Raw genomic sequence first — 22,357 nt, 5'->3', positions numbered from 1 at the left:
AGACATCATGTCCGGTGGTTAGATTAAACTCCCGTTTATTTTTGCAGGCTTTCTTCCTCGTTGTCCTCGTCTTCCTCCAACAGGTCTTCGAGGTCCATCTCCTCATCCAGCTCGTCAATCAATTCTTTATCCACTTCCACTTCATAGACGGGTGGCTGAACTTGTACGGGGGCCGGCTTAATGACCACAGGGTCGGGAAGTTCGTGGAAATATACGCCGGTGTATTCCTCCTGATACGCCTGGCGTTGACCAAAAGGAATGTACGGGGTAATATTGTCGCCCAGCAGCCCGGTTCCGGGGCCCGTTCCCGGGCCTGTTCCCGGACCGGTGAACAGCCCCGAACCCGGAGCTTTGTTCAGCCACATAAAAAACGGCTTCGTTCTAAAAATTCCCCGCTGCTCCTGTTCTTCGAGATAAGCTACTTTTTCTTCATCCGACAGGTCGGAAGGAATCATCCCGTGATAGACAGGCGGAATTTTGGCCAGCATTTTTTGAAGAACCTGACTTGCGTCTTCGCCTTTGTTTCTTGTGAACACGACATTCAACTCCTCTGCAAAATAATCTGCTTCAAAATCTTGCTTGCTACGCTAGTCAGTATATTCCGAGGAAAAATAGAATGGCAGGGACATCCGTTCGAATCAAAAAAAGAGGCGGTTCGATTAGTCTATAAGTTGAATTGTTGATAGAACGGATCAGGGCAGCCGTGTGAAATGTTCTTTCGACTTCAGAATCATTTCACACTTTTGCCTAACTCGCTTTTTTCAGTTGTTCAACTTATATATAAGAACCAGCCTCAAGGGGAAATATATAGTTTTAGAATAATAGTCTTCTACGATTCTTCGTTCGCGGCGCCGCTGCCAGGATTCGCAGTTTCGCTTCCTCCATCCGCAGGCTCGGAAATGGACGGAGGCGAAACCTCGGCGGCCAACGCCTGAACCGTCTCCGGACGAAGGACCGAGCCGATCGACTCATCCGATTCAACCTGTCTCCATTCATTGCCCAGTTCGACCGGTTCGGTGCCGGACTGCAAAATATGAATGAAGGCGGGATCGGGAATCATGGTTTCTTCCAGCACGATGTTTAGCTCCGGCGCGGCCGGTGCAATCTGCGCCGGGGCCTGCTCCTGCACCGCCGCATGTTCGGCCGGGTGAACCGCAACAGGTTCCGGGGCGGCCCGTTCGGCCGGAGCGATTACGGCTACGGGAGCGGGTGTGAAATCAACTTCGCTCTCCGGTCCCGGTCGACTTGGCACAAGCGGCTCCGCGACGGCGACCACTTCGGCCGCAGTGAACATTTCCTCCGGAACCGCCGTCCCTGCCGGGTCTGCCGCAATAGCGGGTTCCGCCGGCTCCGGTCCGGGCGGCAGGACCTGCCCGATCGCCGTATCCACGGCAACCCCTGCGGCAGCCGGGTCACCTCCTGTTCTAAACGGATCCGGCAGGTGGATCAAGCCGCGATGCGCTTCTGCGGCAAAAGGATGTTTTAACGTGCCGGGATGTTCGGCCGGCGGTGTCAAAGCCGCTCCACCTCCGATATTCCCCGCGGCCGGATTCCCGGCGGGCCGAATTCCGGCAGGTGCCCCGGATTCTCCCGCAGGTTTCGCTAGGTTTTGCGGCGAAGCTCCCGCCGCCTGATCCGGCGCCGCGGCCGGATTCGCCGACGCATTATGCCGGCGGCTCCCTGCCGCAGGCCGGCGGACGACAACACGCGCTAATCTCCGGTGAACTTTCCCCCGCTGCCCTTTGGCCCATCTTTTCCGTCTAGCCTTTCTTTTTCTCCATGCCGCAAGTTTCCGCGCCCTGAGCGACTTCCGTTTGGGCCGCTGCGCCGCGGATTTCCGGCGTGGCTTCTCTTCTTGAATTTTCTCGGTGGTTGCGATCTTTTTGACTGCTTCGAGATGAATCAACCTTACCTGATTGCTTCGCCCTGCCGCAGGTTTTCCCCGCTGCGGCACAACCCTTCCCCGTCTCGGAACGGAGACTGCGCTTACCTCCATGCTTTATGCTCCCTCCCTATTCACAAGCCGCCGTTTCATCACCGTTTCGTACACCTTCAATGTTTTTTTCATCATCGTTTCGATGGACCAATGCTCCAGCGCCCACCGTTTGGCTTGCTCGCCAAGCCGGATTCGCAGTCTTTCGCTCTCCAGCACTCTGAGGAGATTTTGGAAAAGCGCTTCGCTATTTCCGGCCGGCGATACGAGCCCGGTTTTGCCATGCTTCACCATTTCCGGAATCCCGCCCGCATCCGATACGACGGCGGGTTTTCCGGCGATTTGCGCCTCCATTATGGAAAAAGGAAGATTATCCTGAAGGCTCGGCAGCACAAACACGTCAGCTTGGCTCAGCAGTTCCGGAACGTCCTGCCTTGGACCCCAAAACTGCACATGCGCTTCCAATCCCAAGCTCCGGACCTGCTCCTTCAGCTGGCTCTCCAGCGGCCCGTCGCCCAACAGCCAGCATTCCCAATCCTCGCGAACCCCTTTGAGCATGGCCAACGCTTCAATCAGATGCTTGTGACCCTTCACCGGAACGAGTCTGGCGGGGCAGATCAGAACTTTTTTTTCGGAGCGCGCCGGGGCGGGAGCGGATGCCAGCCGCTTCTGGAACGTCTCAACATCCATTCCGTAGGGAATGACCTGCAAATGCTTGCCGGGAACGGCAAATTCGCTCATGGATAGCGCTTTGAGCCAATCGGTCGGAACGATCGTGGCATCGCTGGAAGTCGCTCCGTAAAACTCCTCCGCCGCGGCATATTTCCAGGCCAGCGTGTCTTTCCCGGCAATTTCGCCGGAATGTATAAATTCAGTAGCCAAACAGCCGTGAATCGTGGCGACGAGCGGCGTCGTCTTGCTTTTGACGCGCCACAGCGCCCGGGTCGACACAATGTCCTGGGTGTGGATCAGATCGTATTTCTGAAGTCCGAATATCGACGCCGCCGCCTCGAAGCAGTACCTTTCGATATCCCTCCACCGGATCCACGGATCGACATGTTTCATCTGCTGCTCGTAGTAAGCGTACATCTTCTCGTAGATGCGGTCTTTCACTTTCGATTTCACCAGCGTTCGCCCGTTGTTCGGCATGTAGTAATGCTGCATATCCGGATGATGGGCGAAAACGTCCACCCGGTGGCCGAGCCGCTCCAGCTCGCGCTTCAGCGTGTCCACGTACGTCGAAACCCCGCCGACGTGCGGCAGATAAAAATAAGTCGTTAACAAAATATTCATGTCCCCAGCCCTTCCTTGTGGAACTCCGTATATCCTATGTACTTACCTAATCCGCCGTAAGGGACATTCGACCAAATTGCCGAAGGACAAGCACCGTTATTTACTTCTATACGAATCTATTGACCCGGCAGGATATTCTACCATTTTTTCTATTACGGGTACTTCTATCTATATCAATGGAAGACTCGCTTGAGTAGGATATATCATCTACGAGAAAAGGAGTGAAACCCTATGAATCAGGCAAAAGCGAGCATCGCCGTCATCGGCCTCGGTTACGTCGGTCTTCCGTTAGCTTCTCTTTTTCTGCAAAATGGCCATACCGTTTACGGGATCGACGTGGATGCTAGTAAAATTGCCAAATTGACAAACCTGCAAAGCTATCTATCCGATTTTACGTCCAAAGAGATAAGAACTATGTTCGCAGGAGGACGGTTCCATGTTAGCGGTTCTTTCAGCGCCATCAGCAAGGCGGATGCGGTTATTTTGTGCGTCCCCACCCCGCTGGACCGAAACTTTCAACCGGATTTGACCTATGTACACGGTGCCATGAAAAACGCCTTGCCCTATCTGCGAAAAGGCCAACTGGTCGTTTTGGAAAGCTCCACCTACCCCGGTACAACGGAGGAGGAACTGCTGCCGATGATTGAATCGACGGGATTCGTCGTCGGCCAAACCATATTTCTCGCCTATTCGCCGGAACGGATCGATCCCGGCCCCGATCAGAAGGAGCTGCATCTGATCCCGAAGGTGCTCGGAGGAGTCACCGAAAAATGCACGGAAACGGCAAAAGCCGTATACGAAAGCATCTTTGACCGCGTCGTCATCGTTTCTTCCCCGCGCGTCGCCGAGTTTACCAAATTGCTCGAGAACTGCCAAAGACTGATCAACATTTCCTTCATGAACGAATTGGCCGTCTTGTGTGAAAAAATGAACATCAACCTCTGGGAAGCCATTGAAGCGGCCAGCACGAAACCTTACGGATTTACGCCTTATTATCCCGGACCGGGAATCGGCGGCCACTGTATTCCGGTCGACCCGCTTTATTTGCAATGGAAGGCGAAGCAGTATGGGGAAGATTCGAAATTTATCGAGTTGGCCCACAAGGTAAACGAGTCGATGCCGGAATATGTCGTGCAAAAAGTAATCCAGCGCCTGTCCGCCAACAAACCGCTCGCCGAATGCAAGGTCTTTGTGTTTGGGGTGACCTATAAGAAAGACGTCAACGATCTGCGCGAATCGTCGGCGCTGCCGATTGTTCAAAAGCTGATGGAAGCCGGCATGACGGTCAATTTCCACGATCCTTACATCGACCGGATTGAAATCGGCGGACGTATCTTCGACGGCGTAGCTTTGACCAAACGGAATATTCAGAAGCATGACTGCGTGCTCATTCTAACGGACCACTCTTCGATCTCCTACGAGTCTCTTGCATCTTTCTCCCCTCTGGTATTCGACACCCGGAACGCCACGAAAAATATCGAGGATCGCGGGAATATCATTTCAATCTAAATTCAGAGCAAACGAGGTGTATATCCACTATGAATATATTAGTGACCGGGGGGGCCGGATTTATCGGGTCCCATCTGGTAGAGCGGCTGCTCGAGCAGGGACATTACGTTTGGACGCTGGACGATATGTCCACGGGAAAGCTGCAATTTTTGAATGACGCGACGGAAAATAACCGGCACTCGATGATCTACGGTTCGGTAACGGACAAATATTTGCTGCGCGGTCTGATGGAGCGCTGCGATGTCGTATTCCACATGGCTGCCGTGCTGGGGGTCAAAAATACGGTGGAAAATCCGCTGAAAGTGATCGAAGGCAACATCGACGGCACGCGCAATATTTTGGAACTGGCCCACCAAAACGGCGTCAAGGTCGTTTTTGCCTCCACCTCGGAAATTTACGGCAAAAACAACCAACTCCCGTTCAGCGAGGATTCGGACCGGGTGCTCGGCGCCCCGTCCATCCACCGCTGGTGTTACGCCACGGCCAAAGCGATCGACGAGCATCTCTGCTTCGCCTATGCGGAGAAGGGGCTGCGGGTCGCCGTCGTGCGTTACTTCAACGCTTACGGACCAAGACAGACGTCGTCGCAGTACGGCGGCGTGGTCGCCCGGTTCATCCGGGCCGCGCTGCAAAACCAGCCGCTTGAGGTGTATCATGACGGGTCGCAAATCCGCTGCTTTACGTACATTCGCGATACGGTGGAGGGTACGTTAGCCGCCATGGGCAGCCATGCCAATGGACAGGCGTTTAATATCGGCTCCGAAAACGCGATTACGATCCGCGATCTGGCTCATAAAATCCGCGATTTGGCCGGGTCCGCCTCGCCGATCGTTTACGTGCCTTACGCTAAGGCGTACGGCCCCGGCTATGAGGATATGCCCGTGCGCATGCCGGATTTATCCCGTTCCCGGAGCGTCCTGAATTACGAGCCTTCCGTCTCCCTGGACGAAGGGCTGAAGCAGTCGATCGACTGGTTCCGCCAGCAGCTGAAGGACGGGAACTTGCTATGAAGGCGCTCGTTACCGGCGGCGCCGGCTTTATCGGCTCCCATCTGGTCGAAGCTCTGATCGCGCAGGGAGCCGACGTTCACGTGATCGACAACCTTTCGACGGGAAACCGTGATTATTTGCCTCAAAATATCCCTTTGTACACCCTGGATATCCAAAGCGAGGAGGCCGCCGGGCTGATCAAACGGCTGCAGCCGGACGTCGTCTTCCATGAGGCGGCCCAGGTCGACGTCCAGCGCTCCGTCAAGGATCCCGCCTATGACGCGATCATAAACATCATAGGAGCGGCGAATACTTTGCAGGCATGCTGTGAAGCCGGGGTCAAAAAGGTCGTGTATGCTTCCTCCTGCGCCGTTTACGGGGAGCTGACGACGGCACTGATTCACGAGCAGGATCCGGCCCGCCCCATTTCCTTCTACGGCATCTCCAAACGCACGCCAGAATTGTATTTGCGCGTATTCCACAAACTGTACGGCTTAAATTATACCATCCTCCGTTACGCCAATGTGTTCGGGCCCCGGCAAACGCCGAAAGGCGAGGGGGGCGTCATCTCCATCTATATGGACCGGATCAAAAAAGGAACACCCCTGGTCGTTTTCGGAGACGGCGAACAAACCCGGGATTTCGTTTACGTCAAGGATGTCGTCAGAGCCAACCTTGCCGCCGTCCGGCAGGGAGACGGCGAGATCATTCAGATCGGCACGGCCCTGCCCACTTCGATTAAGGAACTGCTCATGATACTGCAGGATATTCACGGCGAGCCTTTGCCGGCCGTGCACCAGCCCGAACGGCCCGGCGATATCCGGCACAGCTGCTTAAGCAACATCCGGGCGTTCGAATCGCTTGGCTGGAAGCCGACGTACGACCTGTACCGCGGATTGCAGGAAACGTACCAGTATGTGATGAATCAAGGCTGAAATATCGACAAGCCGGGCTAAGATATTATCTAGGCCCGGCTTTTTTCATTGGACAGCCAATATCCTATTTTCGAATAAACCCGCGCAAATAATTGCTTCCGTCCGGCTGGGGCACCCAATCGGCTTTGTACTCGCCCCCCCATTCCCGCAAGATTTGGTTATACAATTCATAGCGGTATTGGCGCCGCAGCGGCCGCGATTGCTCGAATTTTTTCCAGTTATCCGTGTCTCTCCTCCGATGGTACAGGAATTCGTTGATCCAGACCAAACGGTATTTTCCGGCAAGCCTTAAAGCGATTTGGACATCGTCGGCTATCCGGTCACCGTATACCTGCGCCATCCAGCCGCCGACATCCCGAACGGCTTCCGTCCGGTAAAAACGCGGCACCATCGCGTTGCTCATTTTAAGCATCAAGTCATAGCGGTCTTGGTATTGTTCAAGGATGATCGGTTCCTTCCTGACGACGCGTTCCTGGTCATCCAGCCAATAAGTGAGATGATTGCCGTAAAAAAGCGCAGCATGCGGATTCGCCTCAGCCGCTTTTACCATTATCCGGAGCGTGTCTTTGTCCAGCCAGTCATCGGCGTCAAGCTGCATGAAATAGGGAGAGGTTATCATCGTAAGCGCGTAGTTCAAAACATGGCATTGCCCGAGATTCTCAGCCAGAGGGACGATTCGGATCCGCGGGTCCCTGAATTGGCGCGCCTTGGCCACAGACCCGTCGGTGGATGCGTCGTCGATAATCAGAAGTTCCCAGTCCGAATACGTTTGTCGCAGCACGCTGCCGATCGCTTGATCAATGTAGCGTTCTTTATTATACAATGTGATGACAACGGTCACTTTTCCCATAAAGGACTACTCCTTTCCTTGATTTGTAGGGGTGAGGACAACGGTTTGCCAAAGGTGGGGCGGGCCGATCATTTCGGCCCGGTAGCGGTCCCCCCAGCGTTTTAACGCTTTGTCCGTAAACATTTTGATTAACAAGTTATACGTTGCGGCGTTTCGGAATTGACTCAAATTATTGTGATGATAGCGAAATTGATACAAGTCACGGTCGACATGGACAAAATTGTACTGATCCAGCAGGCGAAGCAGCATTCGCCGATCCTCCAGCATTCTGCCGCCCGTCAGTTCATCGATCTCCCAACCGCCGACGTTTTTGACGCAGCTCGTTCTATAAAATCTAGGCTGCACCATCGAGGGGTATACTACGAAATCATACCGGTCCTTAAACGGCCGATGCTTCATGGTTTTGAAATAATGGAGGACCCCGTTCTTCTCGTGCCAATGGCAAGTATTCGCATAAGCCAGGGCAACGTTCTCCGATTGGCGTTCCATTTCGTTCAGGAGAACCTCAATTGTTTCGGGGACGACCCAATCGTCTCCGTCCACCTGAATGAAATATTTCGTCCGGATTGCCTGCAGCGCCTGATTTAGCGCATGGCAAATGCCTTGATTCTGTTTACGCTCGATCACTTGCGTTCGGGAAGGATCCATGACCCGTTTCACGATGGATACCGTATTGTCCGTTGAGCCGTCATCGACAACCAGCAGCCTCCAGTCCCGATAGGTCTGATTTTCGATGGATTTCAGCGCTTCCTCGATATAAGCGGCTTTATTGTAGGTGGGTACAACAACGGTAACAAGGCTCATTTCTCATCCCTCCTATAATGTAGCCAGCCCTGTTCCCGGGCCGGTTCCCGGCGCGGTGCCGGGACCTGTATATGGCGCCGTACCGGGTCCTGTATACGGTGCAGTACCGGGACCTGTATACGGCCCCGTTCCCGGGCCGGCATTGATATATGGATATTGCGGCACGGGTACCGCTTCGAAAGCGGGGGCGGCGAATACAGGCTGCAGTGCCGGGACGGCAGGTTGGTCCTGAAGTTGGGGTACCGGAAGCGGCGAAACCGAAGGTGTGGCGGATCGGGCTTGCCAAGCTGGTTTGGCTTCGGGAGTCGTTACAGGTAATGCTGGAGTTTTCGTTGGCGATTCGGAAGCTTTTACTGGAGATTCGGGAGCGTTTGCTGGAGATTCGGGAGCGTTTGCTGGCGACTCGGGAACTTTTACGGATGAATCCAATTTCGGCGGCGCCGAGCCCGGCTGCGGCTTGGAAGAAACGGGGAGAACGGGGGATATTGGAATCAACCGCTCGACCGTTTTCCATCCGGTGGCCGCGTTTTGAGCGAACACCGGTTTATATCTTCCTCCCAAGCGTTCCAAAGCGTCACGAGTAGTCCATTCCGTCATTTCCGCGTAACGTTCGGTTTGAAGGGCAGTGTGGTTTTTGCCGTGTTTGCGGTGAATATAAAGCATCTGATCTACCCAGTGGAAGCGGTATTTTTCCATAAGCCGCAGCAGGATCCGTCTATCTTCCATTACCCTGCCTTCGTACGGATCGTCGGTCGGCCACCCGCCGATGGAACGGACGGCGCTGACCCGGTAAAACCGGGGCCAGACGGAAGTATTGGCCAAGAGAAAATCGTATATATTCTTAAACTTGCGGCCTTTGTAAACCGCCGTTTTGATTCGGTTTCCGGAAGCGTCCTCGTACACGTACTGAATATTGCCGGATACCACCGCGATGTCCTCCGGCAGTTTCGAAGCTTCATCCAGCAGCACGGTTAAAGTGTGCGGGTAAAACCAGTCGTCGCTGTCCAGTTGTATCATATACGGGGTGTTTACCAATTCCAGGCCTTTGTTCAGCGCTTGGGACTGGCCGGCGTTTCGGGGCAGGCGAATTAATTCCACCCGCGAATCCGATAAGTACTTCTCGATTTGCGGCAGGTAGTTTTCCGTGGAGGCGTCATCGATCAACAGCAGCCTCCAGTCTTTGCGGATTTGCTTAAAAACACTCTCCACGGCATCCTTAAGGAAGCCGGCGGCAGGATTATAAAATGGAATCAAGACCGTTACCAAGCTACTCATCTATTAGAAACCACCTTTCTATACAGCTTTGTGCGATAAACTCAGGTCCCCGGTCCGGTGCCTGGCGCTGTCCCGGGACCCGTATAAGGCCCGGTGCCGGGTCCGGCATTTTGCGTTCCATAGGGAGAAATGTTCGCCGGGGGTGTTCGCGGCTTCTTCGCAGGACGCGGCCCCGTGCCCTGCGCCGGTGAAGCCGGCGGCTTGGCTGGTGCGGCCTGCGGTTTGGCTGGCGGTTTGGCTGGCGAAACCGCAGGCCGGGCTGCCGGCACCGGTTTGCTTTGCCCGCCGGGCGAGACGGGAATCAACCGTTCCAGCCTTTTCCACCCGATTCCGTAAGTAACAAACACGGGCTCGTAGGTTCCTCCCCATCGTTTCAAAGCTTGGCGGATGGACCATTCCACCATCTCGGCGTACAAGGCGATCTGATTCGTATGGTTGTTGGGATGCCGGCGGTGGATATACAGCGTTTGATCGACCCAATGGAACCGGTAGCGTTCAATGAGCCGCAGCAATACCTGCTTATCCTCCATCACCCGTCCGCCGTACGGGTCGTCCGTCGGCCACCCTCCGACCAAGCGGATCGCGCTCGTCCGGTAAAAGCGGGGCCACAAGGACGTGTTGGCCAAAATAAAGTCGTATTTGTCGGTAAATGGACGGCCTTGGTTCGTCGTGGTAAACATCAGGTTGCCCCGATCGTCCTCATGGATCACCTGCATGTTTCCCGAGAATACCGCGACGTCTTCCGGCTGCTTCCGCGCTTCGTTGACCAGGACCCCAAGCGTGTGAGGGAAAAACTTGTCATCGCTGTCCAATTGAACGATAAACGGCGTATCCACCAATTCAAGCCCCCGGTTCAGCGCCTGGGATTGGCCGACGTTCTTCTCCAGTTTAAGCAGCTTGATCCGGGAATCCTGAAGATATTTTTGGATTTGCGAATGAACATTTTGCGTGGAGCCGTCATCGATCAAAATTAGCTTCCAGTCCGTAAACGTCTGTCCGATGACGCTTTCGACAGCTTCGCGCAAAAACCGCCCGGGGTTGTAAAAAGGCATTAATACCGTTACGGGCGTACTCATAAACGGACCCCCTTTTATTTACTGTAATGATCGCGGCATTTGCGAATAAATGCATACCAAAGCTTGGCAATTTCCTGGGGTTCCCCCCGCAAGCTTTCCTGGATCGCCGCTTCCGACAGGCGTTTCGCTTTAGCGGAGTCGTTGAGGAGCACGGACAAAGCGTCGGCGTACTTGTTCAACGACGGCTCCGTCCATTCGTACGGCCTGCTCGTGGCCGGCGGATGCCCCCATTTCATTTCGTCCAACAGCATTTGGCTTCCGGCGACTTCAGGCAGCGCCGCTACTTTAGCCGCGATAACCGGCACGCCGCAGGCCATGGCCTCCCGCACGTGAGTGGCTCCGGTCTCCCACTTGCTGCCGCATACCAACGCATGCCAGCGGCGTATGATTTCCGGCATTCTGGAGTGCGGAACGGCGGTCAAAATTTTAACGTTAGGCAACGGTTCCTTCATCCATTCATGTTTGAATTTTGGGGGTTCGGCATGGACCATCTCAAAGGTGACCTCCGGGAAGCGTTTGGCCAAATAGGGGATAACTTCAGCCCCCTTCGTATATTTGCTGGGGTGATCGTATCCGATCCAACCGACCACGGGATGGCCCGCTCGCTGGCCCGGATAAAACAACGTACGATCAATTATATTGGGGATGATTGTGACGAGATTCGGATCATACCCCTTCCAACGGTCGAGCAAATTCTTTTTCTGGAACTCTGAATATACCACCACGGGAACCATGGCTTTCGGCGGTTTGGATAACTCGATATTAGGTCCCACGCTCCAGCCGCGGCTTCGTGTTTCTTGATCGTACTGCCACGAATTGAAGAAATAGTGATTCCAATAACCGGGTTCGTTCATGGCAACCAGATTAACATGCTCCATTCCCTGCGGCCGAGTATCTTCCTTCCGCAAAGTGAAAGCGATATTCAAATCAGCAGGACATAGGAGGGATAACCACTTTGCGCGAATCTTGGCTTCGATCACAGGGCCTTTGGCGGCTTCAAGCTTAATAAAATCGGTAACGAATTTGAAGGAAAACACCGCGGGATCGCCCTTTATTCCGGTTTGTTTCATACTGCCCCTCCTTTTTCTTGGGATTTCGGTTCAAACCTGAAGAATATCGGTAAACTTTAAAATCGCGAAGCGAAAATTTTTGAATTCTATGAATTGCCACCGCCAACCTCCTCTCAGATTTTTTAAGTTTCGTAGTTTACTATATTCTCTTAAAAAGTAAGAGGTTTGAGCCAAGCGCGTAATTCCGAACCCAGGCGCAAAAAAACGCGAGGGCCGGAAGCGTCAGCCTCCTGCTCTCGCGCTGAAATCTCTATATGTCATTAGAATGGTTAAAGTCCGGGATCACATGTTCATCAAGGACAAAATCCGGATTACCCGCTCCCGGTATCGGTTTTGAGTATGGACGATCTCCTGCTGGATCTGCTCGCGGTGCCGCAGCGTTCCCATTCCATCGTGCCAGCGGTAGCCGGTCAAAGATTCGTTCAGAAACGGAAAATACGTTCCGCTCAGAATCGCCCGGTACCAGAAATCGAGATCATGCGTATACGGCAGCGACTCGTCAAACAAACCAACGGCCGCGAACAGATCCCGCCGGATCATCACCGTGCAGCCGTTAACCGGATTCGCGTGCAGAAAACACCGGTATAAATCGGCGTTGTTCCGCAGCATACCGGGCGGGACGGCATGATGCCGCGTCACATTGCCCGCGCTGTCGATGCAATGAAAATTCGTATGGGATATGGCGGCGTTTTGCCGCTGCATGAAAGCGACTTGCCGGCTGATTTTATCCGGATAAAAAACGTCGTCCGAGCTGAGCCACGCAATATATTCCCCGCTGGCATGGCGGATGCCGTGATTGAGCGCCGAGGCCGTTCCGCCGTTTGCTTTTCCCAGATAATGAATATGCGGACGGTAGGTCGCAAGCCGCTCCGCATGACTGGTTGAGCCGTCGTCGACCACGATCACCTCCAGCGGACGGTAGGTCTGGTTCAAGGCGCTTTTAACCGCTTGCTCCACGTACGGGCAGTTATAGAACGGTATGATGACCGAAACCGTCGGTGTCATCGAAACTCTCCTTTCGTGCCGCGAAAATAACCAATGACGTCGGTTAGCGAGGCGGAAAACGGAATGAGCGGCTTCCAGCCCAGCCGGGACAGAAACTCCGGTTCGGCCGGTTTGGCCTCCCCGCCGGAGGGCTGCGGATCGGAATCCCCCCATAGCAGGGGAATCCGTGTCCCCGCGAGCTGCTGCACGGCTTCCGCCACCTCCAAAAGGCTCCGCTCCTGCCCCGAGCATACCGGATATTCCTCGCCGCTGCGGCCGTAAGCGAGCAAATATCCGTAAGCCCGGACCGCGTCGCGGACATCGAGGAAATCGCGCCGGACGAGCCGGGACGACAGCCGGAACGGTTCGTCCGTGAAACCGAGTTCCGCCCGGGCGACCCGCCGGGCGAGCAGGGAGCAAATCCCCGTCGACGGTCCCGGCCCGGTCAAATTGGACGGCTCCGCCACCATGATGAACTGGTTGAACAGCGCTTGCCAGGTTAGGGCGATCGCCTTCTGCAGGCTTTTGCTCAAGCTGTAGGGATGAGGCGGACGGTAAGGGGGCGCAAGCGGAACCGATAAGCGCGACCCCGCGATAAGCACGCGGCAGTCCGGAAACGGGCGCAGCGCTTCAAGCAGGGACAGCAGGGAAAATACGTTGGTTTGCATGTATAGCAGCGGGTCGTCCCAGGATTCGGGGACGGAATTTTTCCCTCCGAGATGCAGCACGTAATCGGGGGCCGCTTCGCGAACGATCGCCGGCAATTGCCGCGAGTCCAGCAGATCGCAGGAGTAATACCGGATCCTCGCGTCCGCGCCGGACGTATCCGGGATCCGGTTGTGAACGAGCCCGGCGACCTTCATGCCGAGCCCGGCAAAATACCGGCAGGCGTGAGCGCCGGTAAACCCTGCCGCGCCCGTGACGAGAATAGCGCGGCCTAGCAGTGCTTCTCCTTCGTCCATCGTTCCAACTCCTCCAGCATCTCGCGGTAATGAGGCACCTCGTATTTCCAATCGCTGCGGGTCTGGATCAGCGTCCGATCCTGAACCGGCTCGCCGCTGGGCACGACGGCGATATCCGTCCGCCCCCAAATCTCCCGGAACAGCAGCAGCAAATCATGTTTGCTGATCGGCTCCGGATAGGCGAGATGGATCAGGCCCGAAACCGGAGAGTCCAGCAGCGCGTCGACGGCTTTGGCCAGTTCGAGCGTCGTCACGCCGTTCCACAGCACCCTCCGGTATCCGGAAACCGTCCCTTTGCTGTTCATAAACCAATGCATCAGCCCGATGCCGCCTGGGCGGATTTCCGGGCCGATGATAGAGGTGCGGATCGTCACGTGGCCGGGCGCCCGGACTTCGCCGAGCGCTTTCGTCAGCGCGTAAACGCTTGTGCCGTCCGGCTCGTCATCCTCGCGGTAGCCGCCGCGCGTGCCGGAAAACACACAGTCCGTGCTGATATGGATCAGCCGGGCGCCGGCAATATCGGCCGCCCGGGCAAGGCGGTGCGGCAGGAAGCCGTTGATGTGATACGCGGCGATCTTGTCTTGCTCGGCAAACTGGTTCAGTACGCCGATCGCGTTGACGATGACGTCCGGCCGCACCGCTTCGACCAGCTTCTCGACGGCTACACAGTCGGCGGCGTCCATGATCAGCCCGTGCGGATCCCTGTGATCCCGCGTCGTGTAAAACACGCTGTGCCGCCCCTGCCGCCGGAAATAGTCCACCAAAATGTGGCCGGCCATCCCGTTCCCGCCCAAAATCAGCAGCTTCATGACAGGAACCCCCCGCGCCGCAGGATGTTCCGAATCTCCTCTTTCGACATCAGATTGTCGGCGGAACTGAAGCTCGTGAAGGAAACCGGCGGGCAATGCTTGTAGCGCTCCTTCAATTCGGGCATGTTAATCGTCGGCAAAATGACGAGATATTGCTCGTCGTAGACGACCGTCGACAGGCTTTCGAATTCGCTCATCAAAATTTCATGGATCTTCTCGCCCGGACGGATTCCCCGCTCCACCAGCTTGACGTCCGGCAAACCGGAATCCTCGATCAGCACCTCGGCGAGGTCGACGATCCGGCAAGTCGGCATCGTCATGACGAAAATTTCCCCGCCGACGCTTTCGATCGACGCTTTGAACAGCAGGGAAATGGCGTCGGGAAGCGTAAGGAAAAAACGCGTCATATTCATATCGGTGATCGAGACTTCGCCCTTTTGGCGGATTTGATCCTTGAACAGGTGCACGACGCTGCCGTTCGTTCCCAGCACGTTGCCGCCCCGCACCGTAACGAAGCGGGTTCTGCCGCGCAGCAAATTGGCGTAAACGATCAGCTTCTCGCCGATGGCCTTCGTCATCCCGTAAAAATTGGACGGATTGGCGGCTTTATCCGTTGAAATGTAAATCACTTTGTCCACGTCGTTTTCAAGCGCGGCCTCGATGACGTTTTGCGTGCCGATCACATTGGTCTTGAGCGCCTCGTAGGGCTGATCCTCGCAAACCGGCACGTGCTTCAACGCCGCCAGGTGAAACACGTAGTCCACGCCCTGGCAGGCGGTCGACAACGCTTCTTTGTCGCGGATGTCGCCGATGCAGAAGCTGAGCCGATGATCCTCGAATTGCCGGTTCATGGCGACCTGGGCGGATTCGCTTCGAGAATAGATGATGACTTCCCGGGGGTGCTGCGGAAGCAGCTGCTGGATGAGCTCGTGTCCCCAGGAACCGGTCCCCCCGGTGACCAAAATACGTTTATTCTCAAACATGCCGTTTCCCTCCAAGCAGAAATTTGACAACCTTTACCGATACATCCTTCGCCAAATAGCCCTGCGGGGGCTCCCAATCCCGAGGCAGCTCGATCATCGCCGCCGCCGACCGCAGGATGCTTTCGGCGTCCAGTCCGGAGACGATATTGCTTCCGCAATCGACCGTTTCCGGCCGTTCCGTCGTCCGGCGCAACGTTACGGTCGGCACCCCCATAATGCAGCATTCTTCCTGGACGGTGCCGCTGTCGGTCAAGGCGCAGCAGGTGTGGCGTTCCAGCTTGACGAAATCGAAAAAACCAAACGGCTCGTGGAACTCGACGAGGGGATGCATGCTCATCCGCAATTCCTCCGTCATCTTGGAGCGGGTGCGCGGGTGAAGGCTGCATATGAGGCGTCTTCCGTACGTTTCGGCGACCTTGTTCAGGCCGTTCAGGATTTCGCGCAAATGTGCGGGGCGATCCACGTTTTCGGCGCGGTGCGCCGTCACCAGAAAATAATCGCCCCCCGTCAGATTCAGCCGCTGCAGAATGTCGCTGCTTGAGATTTCACGTTCATAATGCTGAAGCACTTCGTAAATCGGGTTGCCCGTGAGCACGATGCTGCGGCTGGGGATCCCTTCGGCGAGCAGATGCTGCTTGCTTTGCTGTGTATAAGGCATGTTGATCGAAGAGACGGCATCGATGATTTTGCGGTTTTTCTCCTCCGGAACCTCCAGGTCGAAGCAGCGGTTGCCCGCTTCCATGTGCGCGACCGGAATCCCCATCCGTTCGGCCAAAATCGCGCATAAGGCGCTGTTCGTATCCCCCAGCAGCAGCACCCGGTCCGGCTTCTCGTCCTCCAAAATCCGCTCCATTTGCGAGAACATGACGGCAAGCTGGCCGCCGAGCGTCGTTTGGCGGTCCTGTAGGCAGTAGTCCGGTTCCCTTAAACCAAGCTGCCGAAAAAAAATACCGCTTAAACTGGAGGTGAAGTTCTGACCGGTATGCACCAAGACGTGGCGATCCGCGTACCGGTCGAGCAGCGGGATGATCAGGCTGAGGCGAATGATTTCCGGGCGGGTGCCCAGTATCGTCATGATTTTCACATTCTCACTCCCTGTTGTAGAATCGTTAAGGATGACGGCGTACGGGAGCGGAACGCCGGCGCTGCCGCCCGGGCTTCCGCGAACGAACGCTTCCCGCGGAGGAACGCGCGGGCCGGGTCCGGCGCCGATGTTTTCGCGCCGCCGGACCCGGCCTGCGCTTGCCGGCGGAACGGCTAACGCCCGTCCGCTTCTTGACCCCGGCAGGCCGCGGGCGGCGTTTGGCTTTGGCGGGGCGTGCACGGCGTTTTGCGCCAGGAGCGGGCCGGGGCGGCGCGCCATGCCCGGAAGGCGCAGGCTCCGCGGCCGCCGGCAACAGCGAAGGCGGGGGCGCCGCTTGCTCCCCCTCCTCCGCGGCGGCAGCCGGGGGCGAAGCCTCCCCCGCCGTCCGGTCTCCATCCGCAGGAGTATTTCCCGGAGCGTAGGTCAGGCGATGCAGCTGCTCCAAAAACTCGTGAAACCGGCCCATATAGGCGGCCGGGCCAAAAACCTCCTCCACCCGAATGCGATTGGCCTGGCCGACTGCCGCAATCGTGTCGGGAGAGGCCAGCAAACCGGATATTTTGGCCGACAGGCCGGCGATGTCCCCGGCCGTAACCAGATAATCCCCGTTGCCCGTACCATTTAAAATTTCCTGCAAACCGCCGGAGGCGTAAGCCACTACCGGTTTGCCGAAGATCATCGCTTCCATCGCGGTCATCCCGAACCCTTCGTTGATCAGGCTCGGAATGACCGTAATGTCCATGGCGCTGTAAGCCGCCTCGATTCTGTCCTCGTGGTCGACGAAGACGATGCGGCCGCTTCCCGCCTGAGCCGCCAGCTTGCGCAGAGAACGGTGGAAGGCGCGGTCCGCCTCCCCGCCGATGACGACGAATCGGGCATGCGGAAACGCTTTTTCCAACCCCAGGGCGGCTTGGATAAAATGATCGGGGCCTTTTTCGCGGATGAGAAATGAGGAGATATACCCAACCACCGTCTCCTCCGGCCGGACTCCCCATGCCCGCCGTTTGCCCAGCCGCAGCTGCGGCCAACTCCCGGGGGGCTGAAACTCCCCACTCTCCCAGGAAGGGAACAGCAGGTTCAGCTTATCGGCCGCTATCTGCCTGCGGAAGGGGCTTAACACCGCTTCGGATATGCCGACGATCCGGTCGCTGTAACAGTCGATCAGGCGAACCGGCTCTTCGGCATAGCCGTTATCCCGCACGACCTCGGTGATATGCCACACCACCGGAATGCCAAGCCGTTTGGCCGCGACCGGCGGGACGATATTGACGCAGGTATTGACGAATACGCCGTCCGGCCGATGTGCGGCAAGCAGGCCGGCGATCTGCTCGGCGGCCTTGCCGCCCATCAACCCCTCAGCGTCCCGGTTCAGTCCTTCATATGGGGAGCACATCCCGTACAGCAGCGGGATATCGCAAACCAGGACGCCGATTCCGCTGCGCCGGGCCAAATAGGTTAACCGGCCTTCCCCGGGGACGACCAGCGTGCAGTCAAAGCTGGCGGACAGCCTCTTGGCCAAAAACAACAACAGTTTTTCGGCCCCCGTAATGTTGCGGACATTGCTCACATGCGAGAACAAAAACAGCTTTTTTCGCTCCGGCAACGCCGTCACCTCCGTTTATGAAGATCCCGGACCTTGCCGTCATCCGAAAATGTGACGCAGCATTTCGTCCAGGCGATTAGCGTACGTATGATCGCGGTACGTTCTTTCCAGAGCGTTCAGCGCTATCTCTCGTCTTTCTTTTTCATGGTTCAGATAGAAGTGGATCTTATCCAGCATCTCTTGAGGGGAAGAGAACGTTTCGATTTCTTTGCCCGGCTCGTAAAAAAGCGCCAGATCATCGCGGGCATCCACCAGCTGCAGCGTGCCGCAGGCCGAGATTTCAAACGTCCGCGGATTCGGCGACACCGCCTGGACGCCGGCCGTATTGTTGTTGACCGATTCCTCGAACGGAGAGCGGTGCAGGTTCAGAACGATTTTCGTCCCGCTATAGGCTTCGGCCGTTTCCACCGGCCCCATCCATTTGTCGAGTTCGATCCGGTCGGCATACTGCGCATATTCCGGCAGGCGATCCCACCAGATGCCGTTTATAACCAAGCCATAATTCATCAAATCGCCGATCACCGGCTGCAGGTAAGTCACCCTGTTCCAGTAGGCCGAGCCGATAAAGCTGAGGTTCCGGCGGATCGGCGACGGCGTCAGCGTTGGACGGTAATGCTCCGTATGCGCTGCAAAAGGCAAATAATGCACGCGGCTGCAGCCGGCCGAGCGGTATAAATCGATGCAGTTGCGCTCGAGTGTAAACACGAAATCATAATGAGAGGAAAGTTCGACGGTCATATCCGTATAATAAGGATCGTCCGTGAACCAGACGGCCGTGGCAATGCCCATGGCCCGCACCGCGTCGATTTGTTCGGTCGGCATTTCCATGCCGTCGAGCACGAGTACGAGATCCGGTCGCAATGCGTTTGCGAGATCCGGGAGAAGCTGCCCCGGCTCGAAAACGATCACCTCGGTAACCAATGTCCGAAGCGTCGCCGTAATCGCTTCGTCGATCGGAGCATAGGGGAACCCTTTCCCGGAAGCGACATATACCACCTTGGCGTTGCGCACCGCAAAAGGAGGCCGTTCCCGCTGCATGATAACGCTGGCCCGGCCGCGCAAATATCCTTCGTGGTATCCGTCCTGCAGCCCGGAGCTTCTCCCGAGCTGCGCCGGATCGGCAGGGTTGCTTACAGGGGCAAAGATCACGGACTCTGGCGATTGTACTGTCAACATAATGTCACTCCTTCAAAAATTTGATCGTTAACGGCTGCCGTCGGCGAAGACGGCTTCGAGAAGACGTCCGATCCGGTCGCCGAATGTATGGTCGCGCCGCGTCGTCCAGAGAGCACGCCAGGCGATCTGCTGACGCTCCTGTTCACGCTCAAGATAATACGCGATTTTATCCCTAAGCTCGGCGGCATCGCGAAACGTCTCGATGTCGTCACCGGGATGATAATAGGAGGTCAAGTCGGATCGGACATCCGTGATTTGGAACGCACCGCAGGCGGCGATCTCATACGTCCTCGGATTGATGGACCCTCCCGTGATATTCAGGCCGTTCCGATTGTCCTGCCCCGTCAAGGTGGGGCGGTGAATATTTATGACGATTTTGGAGCCGTTGTAGTAAGGGACCGTCTCCTCGGGGGGGATCCAGCCGGGACGAATGAACCGGGCCAGCCGGTCGTAATTCGTCAGCCGCTCCCAATACCCTCCGGCGATCAGCACTTTTTTGTCCTGCAAAAACTCCGTTAAATGATCAAACAGCTCCACGCGGTTCCAAAAGGCGTTGCCGATAAAACAAACGTCAAACCGATGCTCCGGACCCGTCCGCACCGGTCTGAACACCTGCGGATTCGCCGCCAGGGGCAAATAATGAACCTCCCGGCAGCCGGCGTCCCGATAAAGGGACACGCATTCCATCTCATGAGTGAATACAACGTCGTAAAATAGCGACAAATTGCGGGTATCATCCGTAAAATAAGGATCATCGACGAACCAGACGGCCGTGCGCATACCCATCTCGCGGATCCGGGAAATCTGCTCGGCATGATCGGCGGGGAACACATGCAGCGCGTTCATCACCAGCACCAGATCGGGTCGGAACTGCTCCGCCTCCTGCAGCATCGTTTCCGGAGATGCGACCCTGCTCTCGTGCACCGCTTCCTGCAGGGCAGCCGCCACTCCGCCGTCGATCGCCTCAAATCCTTGAGGCACATAAAGTACGCGCCAGCCGCGTTTTTCCCGGGAAACCGCCGGAATGCGGTCCAGAACGGCCCGGCATCCTCCAAAACGGTATCCCTCATTATATCCGGCCTGATAAGCTTCGCCGGGAGCATTTGCCATCTCGTTCATCAAACTCTTCATCCTATCTTTGTGGGATTCCTGGGTCTTAATAAATATATGCCGAGGGGACACGTGCATCATGGACGACTACCCGGAAGCCTTAGAAATTGGCGAATGCCGCCCGTGAAATAACCTAGCCTCATTCCGTTTTTCCCGGGAAAATCCGCCTTTTCCCGGATACGGACGACGGGCGTTCGCTTATTTTGGCGTTTGCACTTTTGCGCAGATGTCCCCGAGGGCGGCTTGTCCAGGCAGATTTGAGGTAAGTAGGGTCATCTGTGCCGTTACATTTTGCAAACCTCCGTTTTTCCGCAAATAACGGTTAATTCGAAAACCGATCATGGCAAGAAACGCGGAAGGGAGTTGAAAGCTTGAGGATAAGGAAGTGGGGGGAAGGGCGGCAGATCAACACTTGTTTCCGGAGTCTTTGCACGATTATTCCGTTTAATCAGGTAGCAGAGAGAAAGACAAGCTCGGGAGATAAAAATATTTGTGGAGAAGCAGATAGGTTCGAGATAATTTAAACGGGCTTAGGAGAAGAAATCAGGTTTAAAGGAAGTAAAACATACCGAAAGGGAATCAAGACAGGGGATCAAGGACAAGACGCGAAGGAAACGAAAAGACCGTGATTTTGCTGTAACCTGAGCCCTTCCATCTGCAGCAATGCCTGTACTGTTCATGCTAATCCACACCCAATTAAGTTGTTTTGCATCAAGTAACCCTACCCGTTCAAGCGCCACAATCAGGCTGCGGCTGCAAGGGGCTGGTTCGGTTGGCGCGCGATCAGCCGGCGGTAAGGGATCGCCGGAATCGCCACACACATGCGCAGTAACTTCTGCCGCATCGTTTCTTCCGCTCCGGACAGGCGCAGCCGGCGGCGTCCGGTGTATTCGTTCAGGTACGCCTGCAGATGCTTCAGTCCCAAGGCTCCATACGTACTCTTCAGCGATTCCCACGCCTCTCTCACCACTTTCCGCAAGGGCGCATACAGCCGAAAGGCCTGAGGAAACAACTGTACCGCCGATGTATGGACATCCACATGCCCATTGATGAACGCATCGAGTTCGTGACGGTTTGCCCTCTTTTCGCCTCCCCGCTTATGCGGCACCAGGCGGATTTTGACCTGCTCCGGCTCGCCCGACTCCGTGACCGTGCAGCCGGCTACGACCGCCGAGGCGTACGGATGCGAAAGCTGACACCGGGACGGATTACGCCCATACTGATCGCTGTTCACCTTCACGTCTCCGGAGAGCAGTTCCCGGGCATCGAACTCCCCCACGGCATGGCGTATTTTGTGCAGCATCGACCAGGCTGTTTTGTAGGCGACCCGGATCACCTTGCTCAGCCGCAGCGCCGAGATGCCGCCCTCAAGCAGGAACAACTCCAGGGCCTGAAACCACTTCACCAGGGGGAGATGCGTTCCTTCAAAAATCGTACCGACCAAAGGCGATGTTTGATGCTTGCACTTTCCGCACTCGAACAAGGGGATATGCCGGGAAGTCAGACGGCTGCACCGGGTGTGAGCGCAGCGCGGGCAGACGAAGCCGTTTGGCCACTTCATCGCGATTAGCGCTTCCATTCAGTCCTGCTCGCTGTTAAAACGGCTGCTGAATAGCTGAAGTTCCGTTCCCGTATTGACTTCCACGCCCGCTCACCCCCGAATCAAGAATACACGAACATAAGTTCCGTTTATTTCATTATAGCAAACACACGTTCTCTAATCAAGCTAAAAATCTCACCCAAGCCGCCTTATTTTTTCCTCATCTTTTTTGGTTTTTCATCTCTCTTTTTTTGGAACCCTTGCTCTAGCCCCCACCCCCTGCTCCCTGCTCCTTAACGAAGGGGATAATCGTGCAAAGGCAGGCAGCAGGCAGGGACACCACCAAGACACGGACCCTTTAGACAGCCCCTC

General features: G+C 56.1%; 20 protein-coding genes. 3 read left to right on the top strand and 17 right to left on the bottom strand.

The features are described from left to right. Positions 1 to 35: 35 nt before the first annotated feature. The 3 genes from NYE74_RS11295 to NYE74_RS11285 all read right to left on the bottom strand — a co-directional run bounded on the left by NYE74_RS11295 (position 36) and on the right by NYE74_RS11285 (position 3,226). A complete protein-coding gene (locus NYE74_RS11295) occupies positions 36 to 536 on the bottom strand; it encodes a hypothetical protein (RefSeq protein WP_036620380.1) in 501 nt (166 codons plus the stop codon). 293 nt (positions 537 to 829) lie between these two features. Next, the gene (locus NYE74_RS11290) at positions 830 to 1,996 is read right to left on the bottom strand and encodes a hypothetical protein (protein ID WP_316561118.1); all 1,167 of its coding nucleotides are present in this window, start codon (positions 1,994 to 1,996) and stop codon (positions 830 to 832) included. A gap of 3 nt (positions 1,997 to 1,999) precedes the next feature. Continuing rightward, the gene (locus NYE74_RS11285; protein ID WP_270620058.1) at positions 2,000 to 3,226 is read right to left on the bottom strand and encodes a glycosyltransferase family 4 protein; all 1,227 of its coding nucleotides are present in this window, start codon (positions 3,224 to 3,226) and stop codon (positions 2,000 to 2,002) included. A gap of 231 nt (positions 3,227 to 3,457) precedes the next feature. Between NYE74_RS11285 and NYE74_RS11280 the strand changes: the two genes are divergently transcribed. The 3 genes from NYE74_RS11280 to NYE74_RS11270 are packed head-to-tail and all read left to right on the top strand — an operon-like array spanning position 3,458 to position 6,659. Beyond that, positions 3,458 to 4,735 (top strand): nucleotide sugar dehydrogenase, encoded by a 1,278-nt coding sequence (locus NYE74_RS11280; protein ID WP_316561119.1) that lies wholly within the window; start codon positions 3,458 to 3,460, stop codon positions 4,733 to 4,735. A gap of 29 nt (positions 4,736 to 4,764) precedes the next feature. Then, complete coding sequence (locus NYE74_RS11275; protein WP_316561120.1) at positions 4,765 to 5,745, top strand: NAD-dependent epimerase/dehydratase family protein; 981 nt, start codon at positions 4,765 to 4,767, stop codon at positions 5,743 to 5,745. Then, a complete protein-coding gene (locus NYE74_RS11270) occupies positions 5,742 to 6,659 on the top strand; it encodes an NAD-dependent epimerase/dehydratase family protein (protein ID WP_341004796.1) in 918 nt (305 codons plus the stop codon). The genes NYE74_RS11275 and NYE74_RS11270 overlap by 4 nt, the downstream gene beginning before the upstream one ends. A 64-nt stretch (positions 6,660 to 6,723) precedes the next feature. Here the strand turns inward: NYE74_RS11270 and NYE74_RS11265 are convergent, their stop codons facing one another. The 14 genes from NYE74_RS11265 to NYE74_RS11200 all read right to left on the bottom strand — a co-directional run bounded on the left by NYE74_RS11265 (position 6,724) and on the right by NYE74_RS11200 (position 22,024). Then, positions 6,724 to 7,509, bottom strand: coding sequence for a glycosyltransferase family 2 protein (locus NYE74_RS11265; RefSeq protein WP_316561122.1), 786 nt, complete (start codon positions 7,507 to 7,509; stop codon positions 6,724 to 6,726). 6 nt (positions 7,510 to 7,515) lie between these two features. Further along, entirely contained in the window at positions 7,516 to 8,313 is a 798-nt protein-coding gene (locus NYE74_RS11260; protein ID WP_213510054.1) for a glycosyltransferase family 2 protein, read from the bottom strand. Positions 8,314 to 8,325: 12 nt separating this feature from the next. Further along, positions 8,326 to 9,588, bottom strand: a complete 1,263-nt coding sequence (locus tag NYE74_RS11255; RefSeq protein WP_213510053.1) for a glycosyltransferase family 2 protein — start codon at positions 9,586 to 9,588, stop codon at positions 8,326 to 8,328. 41 nt (positions 9,589 to 9,629) lie between these two features. Beyond that, positions 9,630 to 10,664 carry a glycosyltransferase family 2 protein gene (locus NYE74_RS11250; protein WP_213510052.1) on the bottom strand — a complete coding sequence of 345 codons (1,035 nt, stop codon included), beginning with the start codon at positions 10,662 to 10,664 and terminating at the stop codon, positions 9,630 to 9,632. Positions 10,665 to 10,678: 14 nt separating this feature from the next. Further along, on the bottom strand, positions 10,679 to 11,734 hold the full coding sequence (locus NYE74_RS11245; RefSeq protein WP_213510051.1) for a glycosyltransferase family 4 protein: 1,056 nt from the start codon (positions 11,732 to 11,734) through the stop codon (positions 10,679 to 10,681). A 282-nt stretch (positions 11,735 to 12,016) separates the two neighbouring features. Continuing rightward, a complete protein-coding gene (locus NYE74_RS11240) occupies positions 12,017 to 12,739 on the bottom strand; it encodes a glycosyltransferase (protein WP_036620360.1) in 723 nt (240 codons plus the stop codon). Beyond that, positions 12,736 to 13,680 carry an NAD-dependent epimerase/dehydratase family protein gene (locus tag NYE74_RS11235; protein WP_316561123.1) on the bottom strand — a complete coding sequence of 315 codons (945 nt, stop codon included), beginning with the start codon at positions 13,678 to 13,680 and terminating at the stop codon, positions 12,736 to 12,738. Before NYE74_RS11235 ends, NYE74_RS11240 begins: the two co-directional genes overlap by 4 nt. After that, positions 13,656 to 14,489 carry an SDR family oxidoreductase gene (locus tag NYE74_RS11230; protein ID WP_036620355.1) on the bottom strand — a complete coding sequence of 278 codons (834 nt, stop codon included), beginning with the start codon at positions 14,487 to 14,489 and terminating at the stop codon, positions 13,656 to 13,658. The genes NYE74_RS11235 and NYE74_RS11230 overlap by 25 nt, the downstream gene beginning before the upstream one ends. Continuing rightward, complete coding sequence (locus NYE74_RS11225; RefSeq protein ID WP_036620353.1) at positions 14,486 to 15,472, bottom strand: polysaccharide biosynthesis protein; 987 nt, start codon at positions 15,470 to 15,472, stop codon at positions 14,486 to 14,488. Before NYE74_RS11225 ends, NYE74_RS11230 begins: the two co-directional genes overlap by 4 nt. Continuing rightward, on the bottom strand, positions 15,465 to 16,556 hold the full coding sequence (gene wecB / locus NYE74_RS11220) for a non-hydrolyzing UDP-N-acetylglucosamine 2-epimerase (protein ID WP_036620350.1): 1,092 nt from the start codon (positions 16,554 to 16,556) through the stop codon (positions 15,465 to 15,467). Before wecB ends, NYE74_RS11225 begins: the two co-directional genes overlap by 8 nt. 25 nt (positions 16,557 to 16,581) lie before the next feature. After that, positions 16,582 to 18,159: a glycosyltransferase family 4 protein gene (locus NYE74_RS11215; RefSeq protein WP_155619640.1), complete on the bottom strand. Its 1,578-nt coding sequence runs from the start codon at positions 18,157 to 18,159 to the stop codon at positions 16,582 to 16,584. A 39-nt stretch (positions 18,160 to 18,198) separates the two neighbouring features. Beyond that, positions 18,199 to 19,335, bottom strand: a complete 1,137-nt coding sequence (locus tag NYE74_RS11210) for a CgeB family protein (RefSeq protein WP_036620349.1) — start codon at positions 19,333 to 19,335, stop codon at positions 18,199 to 18,201. A 27-nt stretch (positions 19,336 to 19,362) separates the two neighbouring features. After that, a complete protein-coding gene (locus NYE74_RS11205; protein ID WP_036620347.1) occupies positions 19,363 to 20,466 on the bottom strand; it encodes a CgeB family protein in 1,104 nt (367 codons plus the stop codon). Positions 20,467 to 21,187: 721 nt separating this feature from the next. Continuing rightward, positions 21,188 to 22,024: an IS1595 family transposase gene (locus NYE74_RS11200; protein WP_341004795.1), complete on the bottom strand. Its 837-nt coding sequence runs from the start codon at positions 22,022 to 22,024 to the stop codon at positions 21,188 to 21,190. Positions 22,025 to 22,357: the final 333 nt, after the last annotated feature.

Origin of the sequence: Paenibacillus sp. FSL P4-0127, from assembly GCF_038007325.1 — a bacterium.
Lineage (GTDB): Bacteria > Bacillota > Bacilli > Paenibacillales > Paenibacillaceae > Fontibacillus > Fontibacillus macerans.
The sequence above is the reverse complement of the archived record's forward strand: the minus strand, read 5'-3'. Positions and strand labels throughout refer to the sequence as shown.

Excerpts from the sequence above, each read along its gene's own strand:
- NYE74_RS11210 (WP_036620349.1), bottom strand. The coding sequence starts at position 19,335 with ATGTTGACAGTACAATCGCCAGAGTCCGTGATCTTTGCCCCTGTAAGC.
- NYE74_RS11205 (WP_036620347.1), bottom strand. The coding sequence starts at position 20,466 with ATGAAGAGTTTGATGAACGAGATGGCAAATGCTCCCGGCGAAGCTTAT.
- NYE74_RS11225 (WP_036620353.1), bottom strand. The coding sequence starts at position 15,472 with ATGTTTGAGAATAAACGTATTTTGGTCACCGGGGGGACCGGTTCCTGG.
- NYE74_RS11260 (WP_213510054.1), bottom strand. The coding sequence starts at position 8,313 with ATGAGCCTTGTTACCGTTGTTGTACCCACCTACAATAAAGCCGCTTAT.
- NYE74_RS11275 (WP_316561120.1), top strand. The coding sequence starts at position 4,765 with ATGAATATATTAGTGACCGGGGGGGCCGGATTTATCGGGTCCCATCTG.
- NYE74_RS11255 (WP_213510053.1), bottom strand. The coding sequence starts at position 9,588 with ATGAGTAGCTTGGTAACGGTCTTGATTCCATTTTATAATCCTGCCGCC.
- NYE74_RS11200 (WP_341004795.1), bottom strand. The coding sequence starts at position 22,024 with ATGGAAGCGCTAATCGCGATGAAGTGGCCAAACGGCTTCGTCTGCCCG.
- NYE74_RS11235 (WP_316561123.1), bottom strand. The coding sequence starts at position 13,680 with ATGGACGAAGGAGAAGCACTGCTAGGCCGCGCTATTCTCGTCACGGGC.
- NYE74_RS11250 (WP_213510052.1), bottom strand. The coding sequence starts at position 10,664 with ATGAGTACGCCCGTAACGGTATTAATGCCTTTTTACAACCCCGGGCGG.
- NYE74_RS11230 (WP_036620355.1), bottom strand. The coding sequence starts at position 14,489 with ATGAAGCTGCTGATTTTGGGCGGGAACGGGATGGCCGGCCACATTTTG.
- NYE74_RS11285 (WP_270620058.1), bottom strand. The coding sequence starts at position 3,226 with ATGAATATTTTGTTAACGACTTATTTTTATCTGCCGCACGTCGGCGGG.
- NYE74_RS11240 (WP_036620360.1), bottom strand. The coding sequence starts at position 12,739 with ATGACACCGACGGTTTCGGTCATCATACCGTTCTATAACTGCCCGTAC.
- NYE74_RS11290 (WP_316561118.1), bottom strand. The coding sequence starts at position 1,996 with ATGGAGGTAAGCGCAGTCTCCGTTCCGAGACGGGGAAGGGTTGTGCCG.
- NYE74_RS11265 (WP_316561122.1), bottom strand. The coding sequence starts at position 7,509 with ATGGGAAAAGTGACCGTTGTCATCACATTGTATAATAAAGAACGCTAC.
- NYE74_RS11280 (WP_316561119.1), top strand. The coding sequence starts at position 3,458 with ATGAATCAGGCAAAAGCGAGCATCGCCGTCATCGGCCTCGGTTACGTC.
- NYE74_RS11245 (WP_213510051.1), bottom strand. The coding sequence starts at position 11,734 with ATGAAACAAACCGGAATAAAGGGCGATCCCGCGGTGTTTTCCTTCAAA.
- NYE74_RS11270 (WP_341004796.1), top strand. The coding sequence starts at position 5,742 with ATGAAGGCGCTCGTTACCGGCGGCGCCGGCTTTATCGGCTCCCATCTG.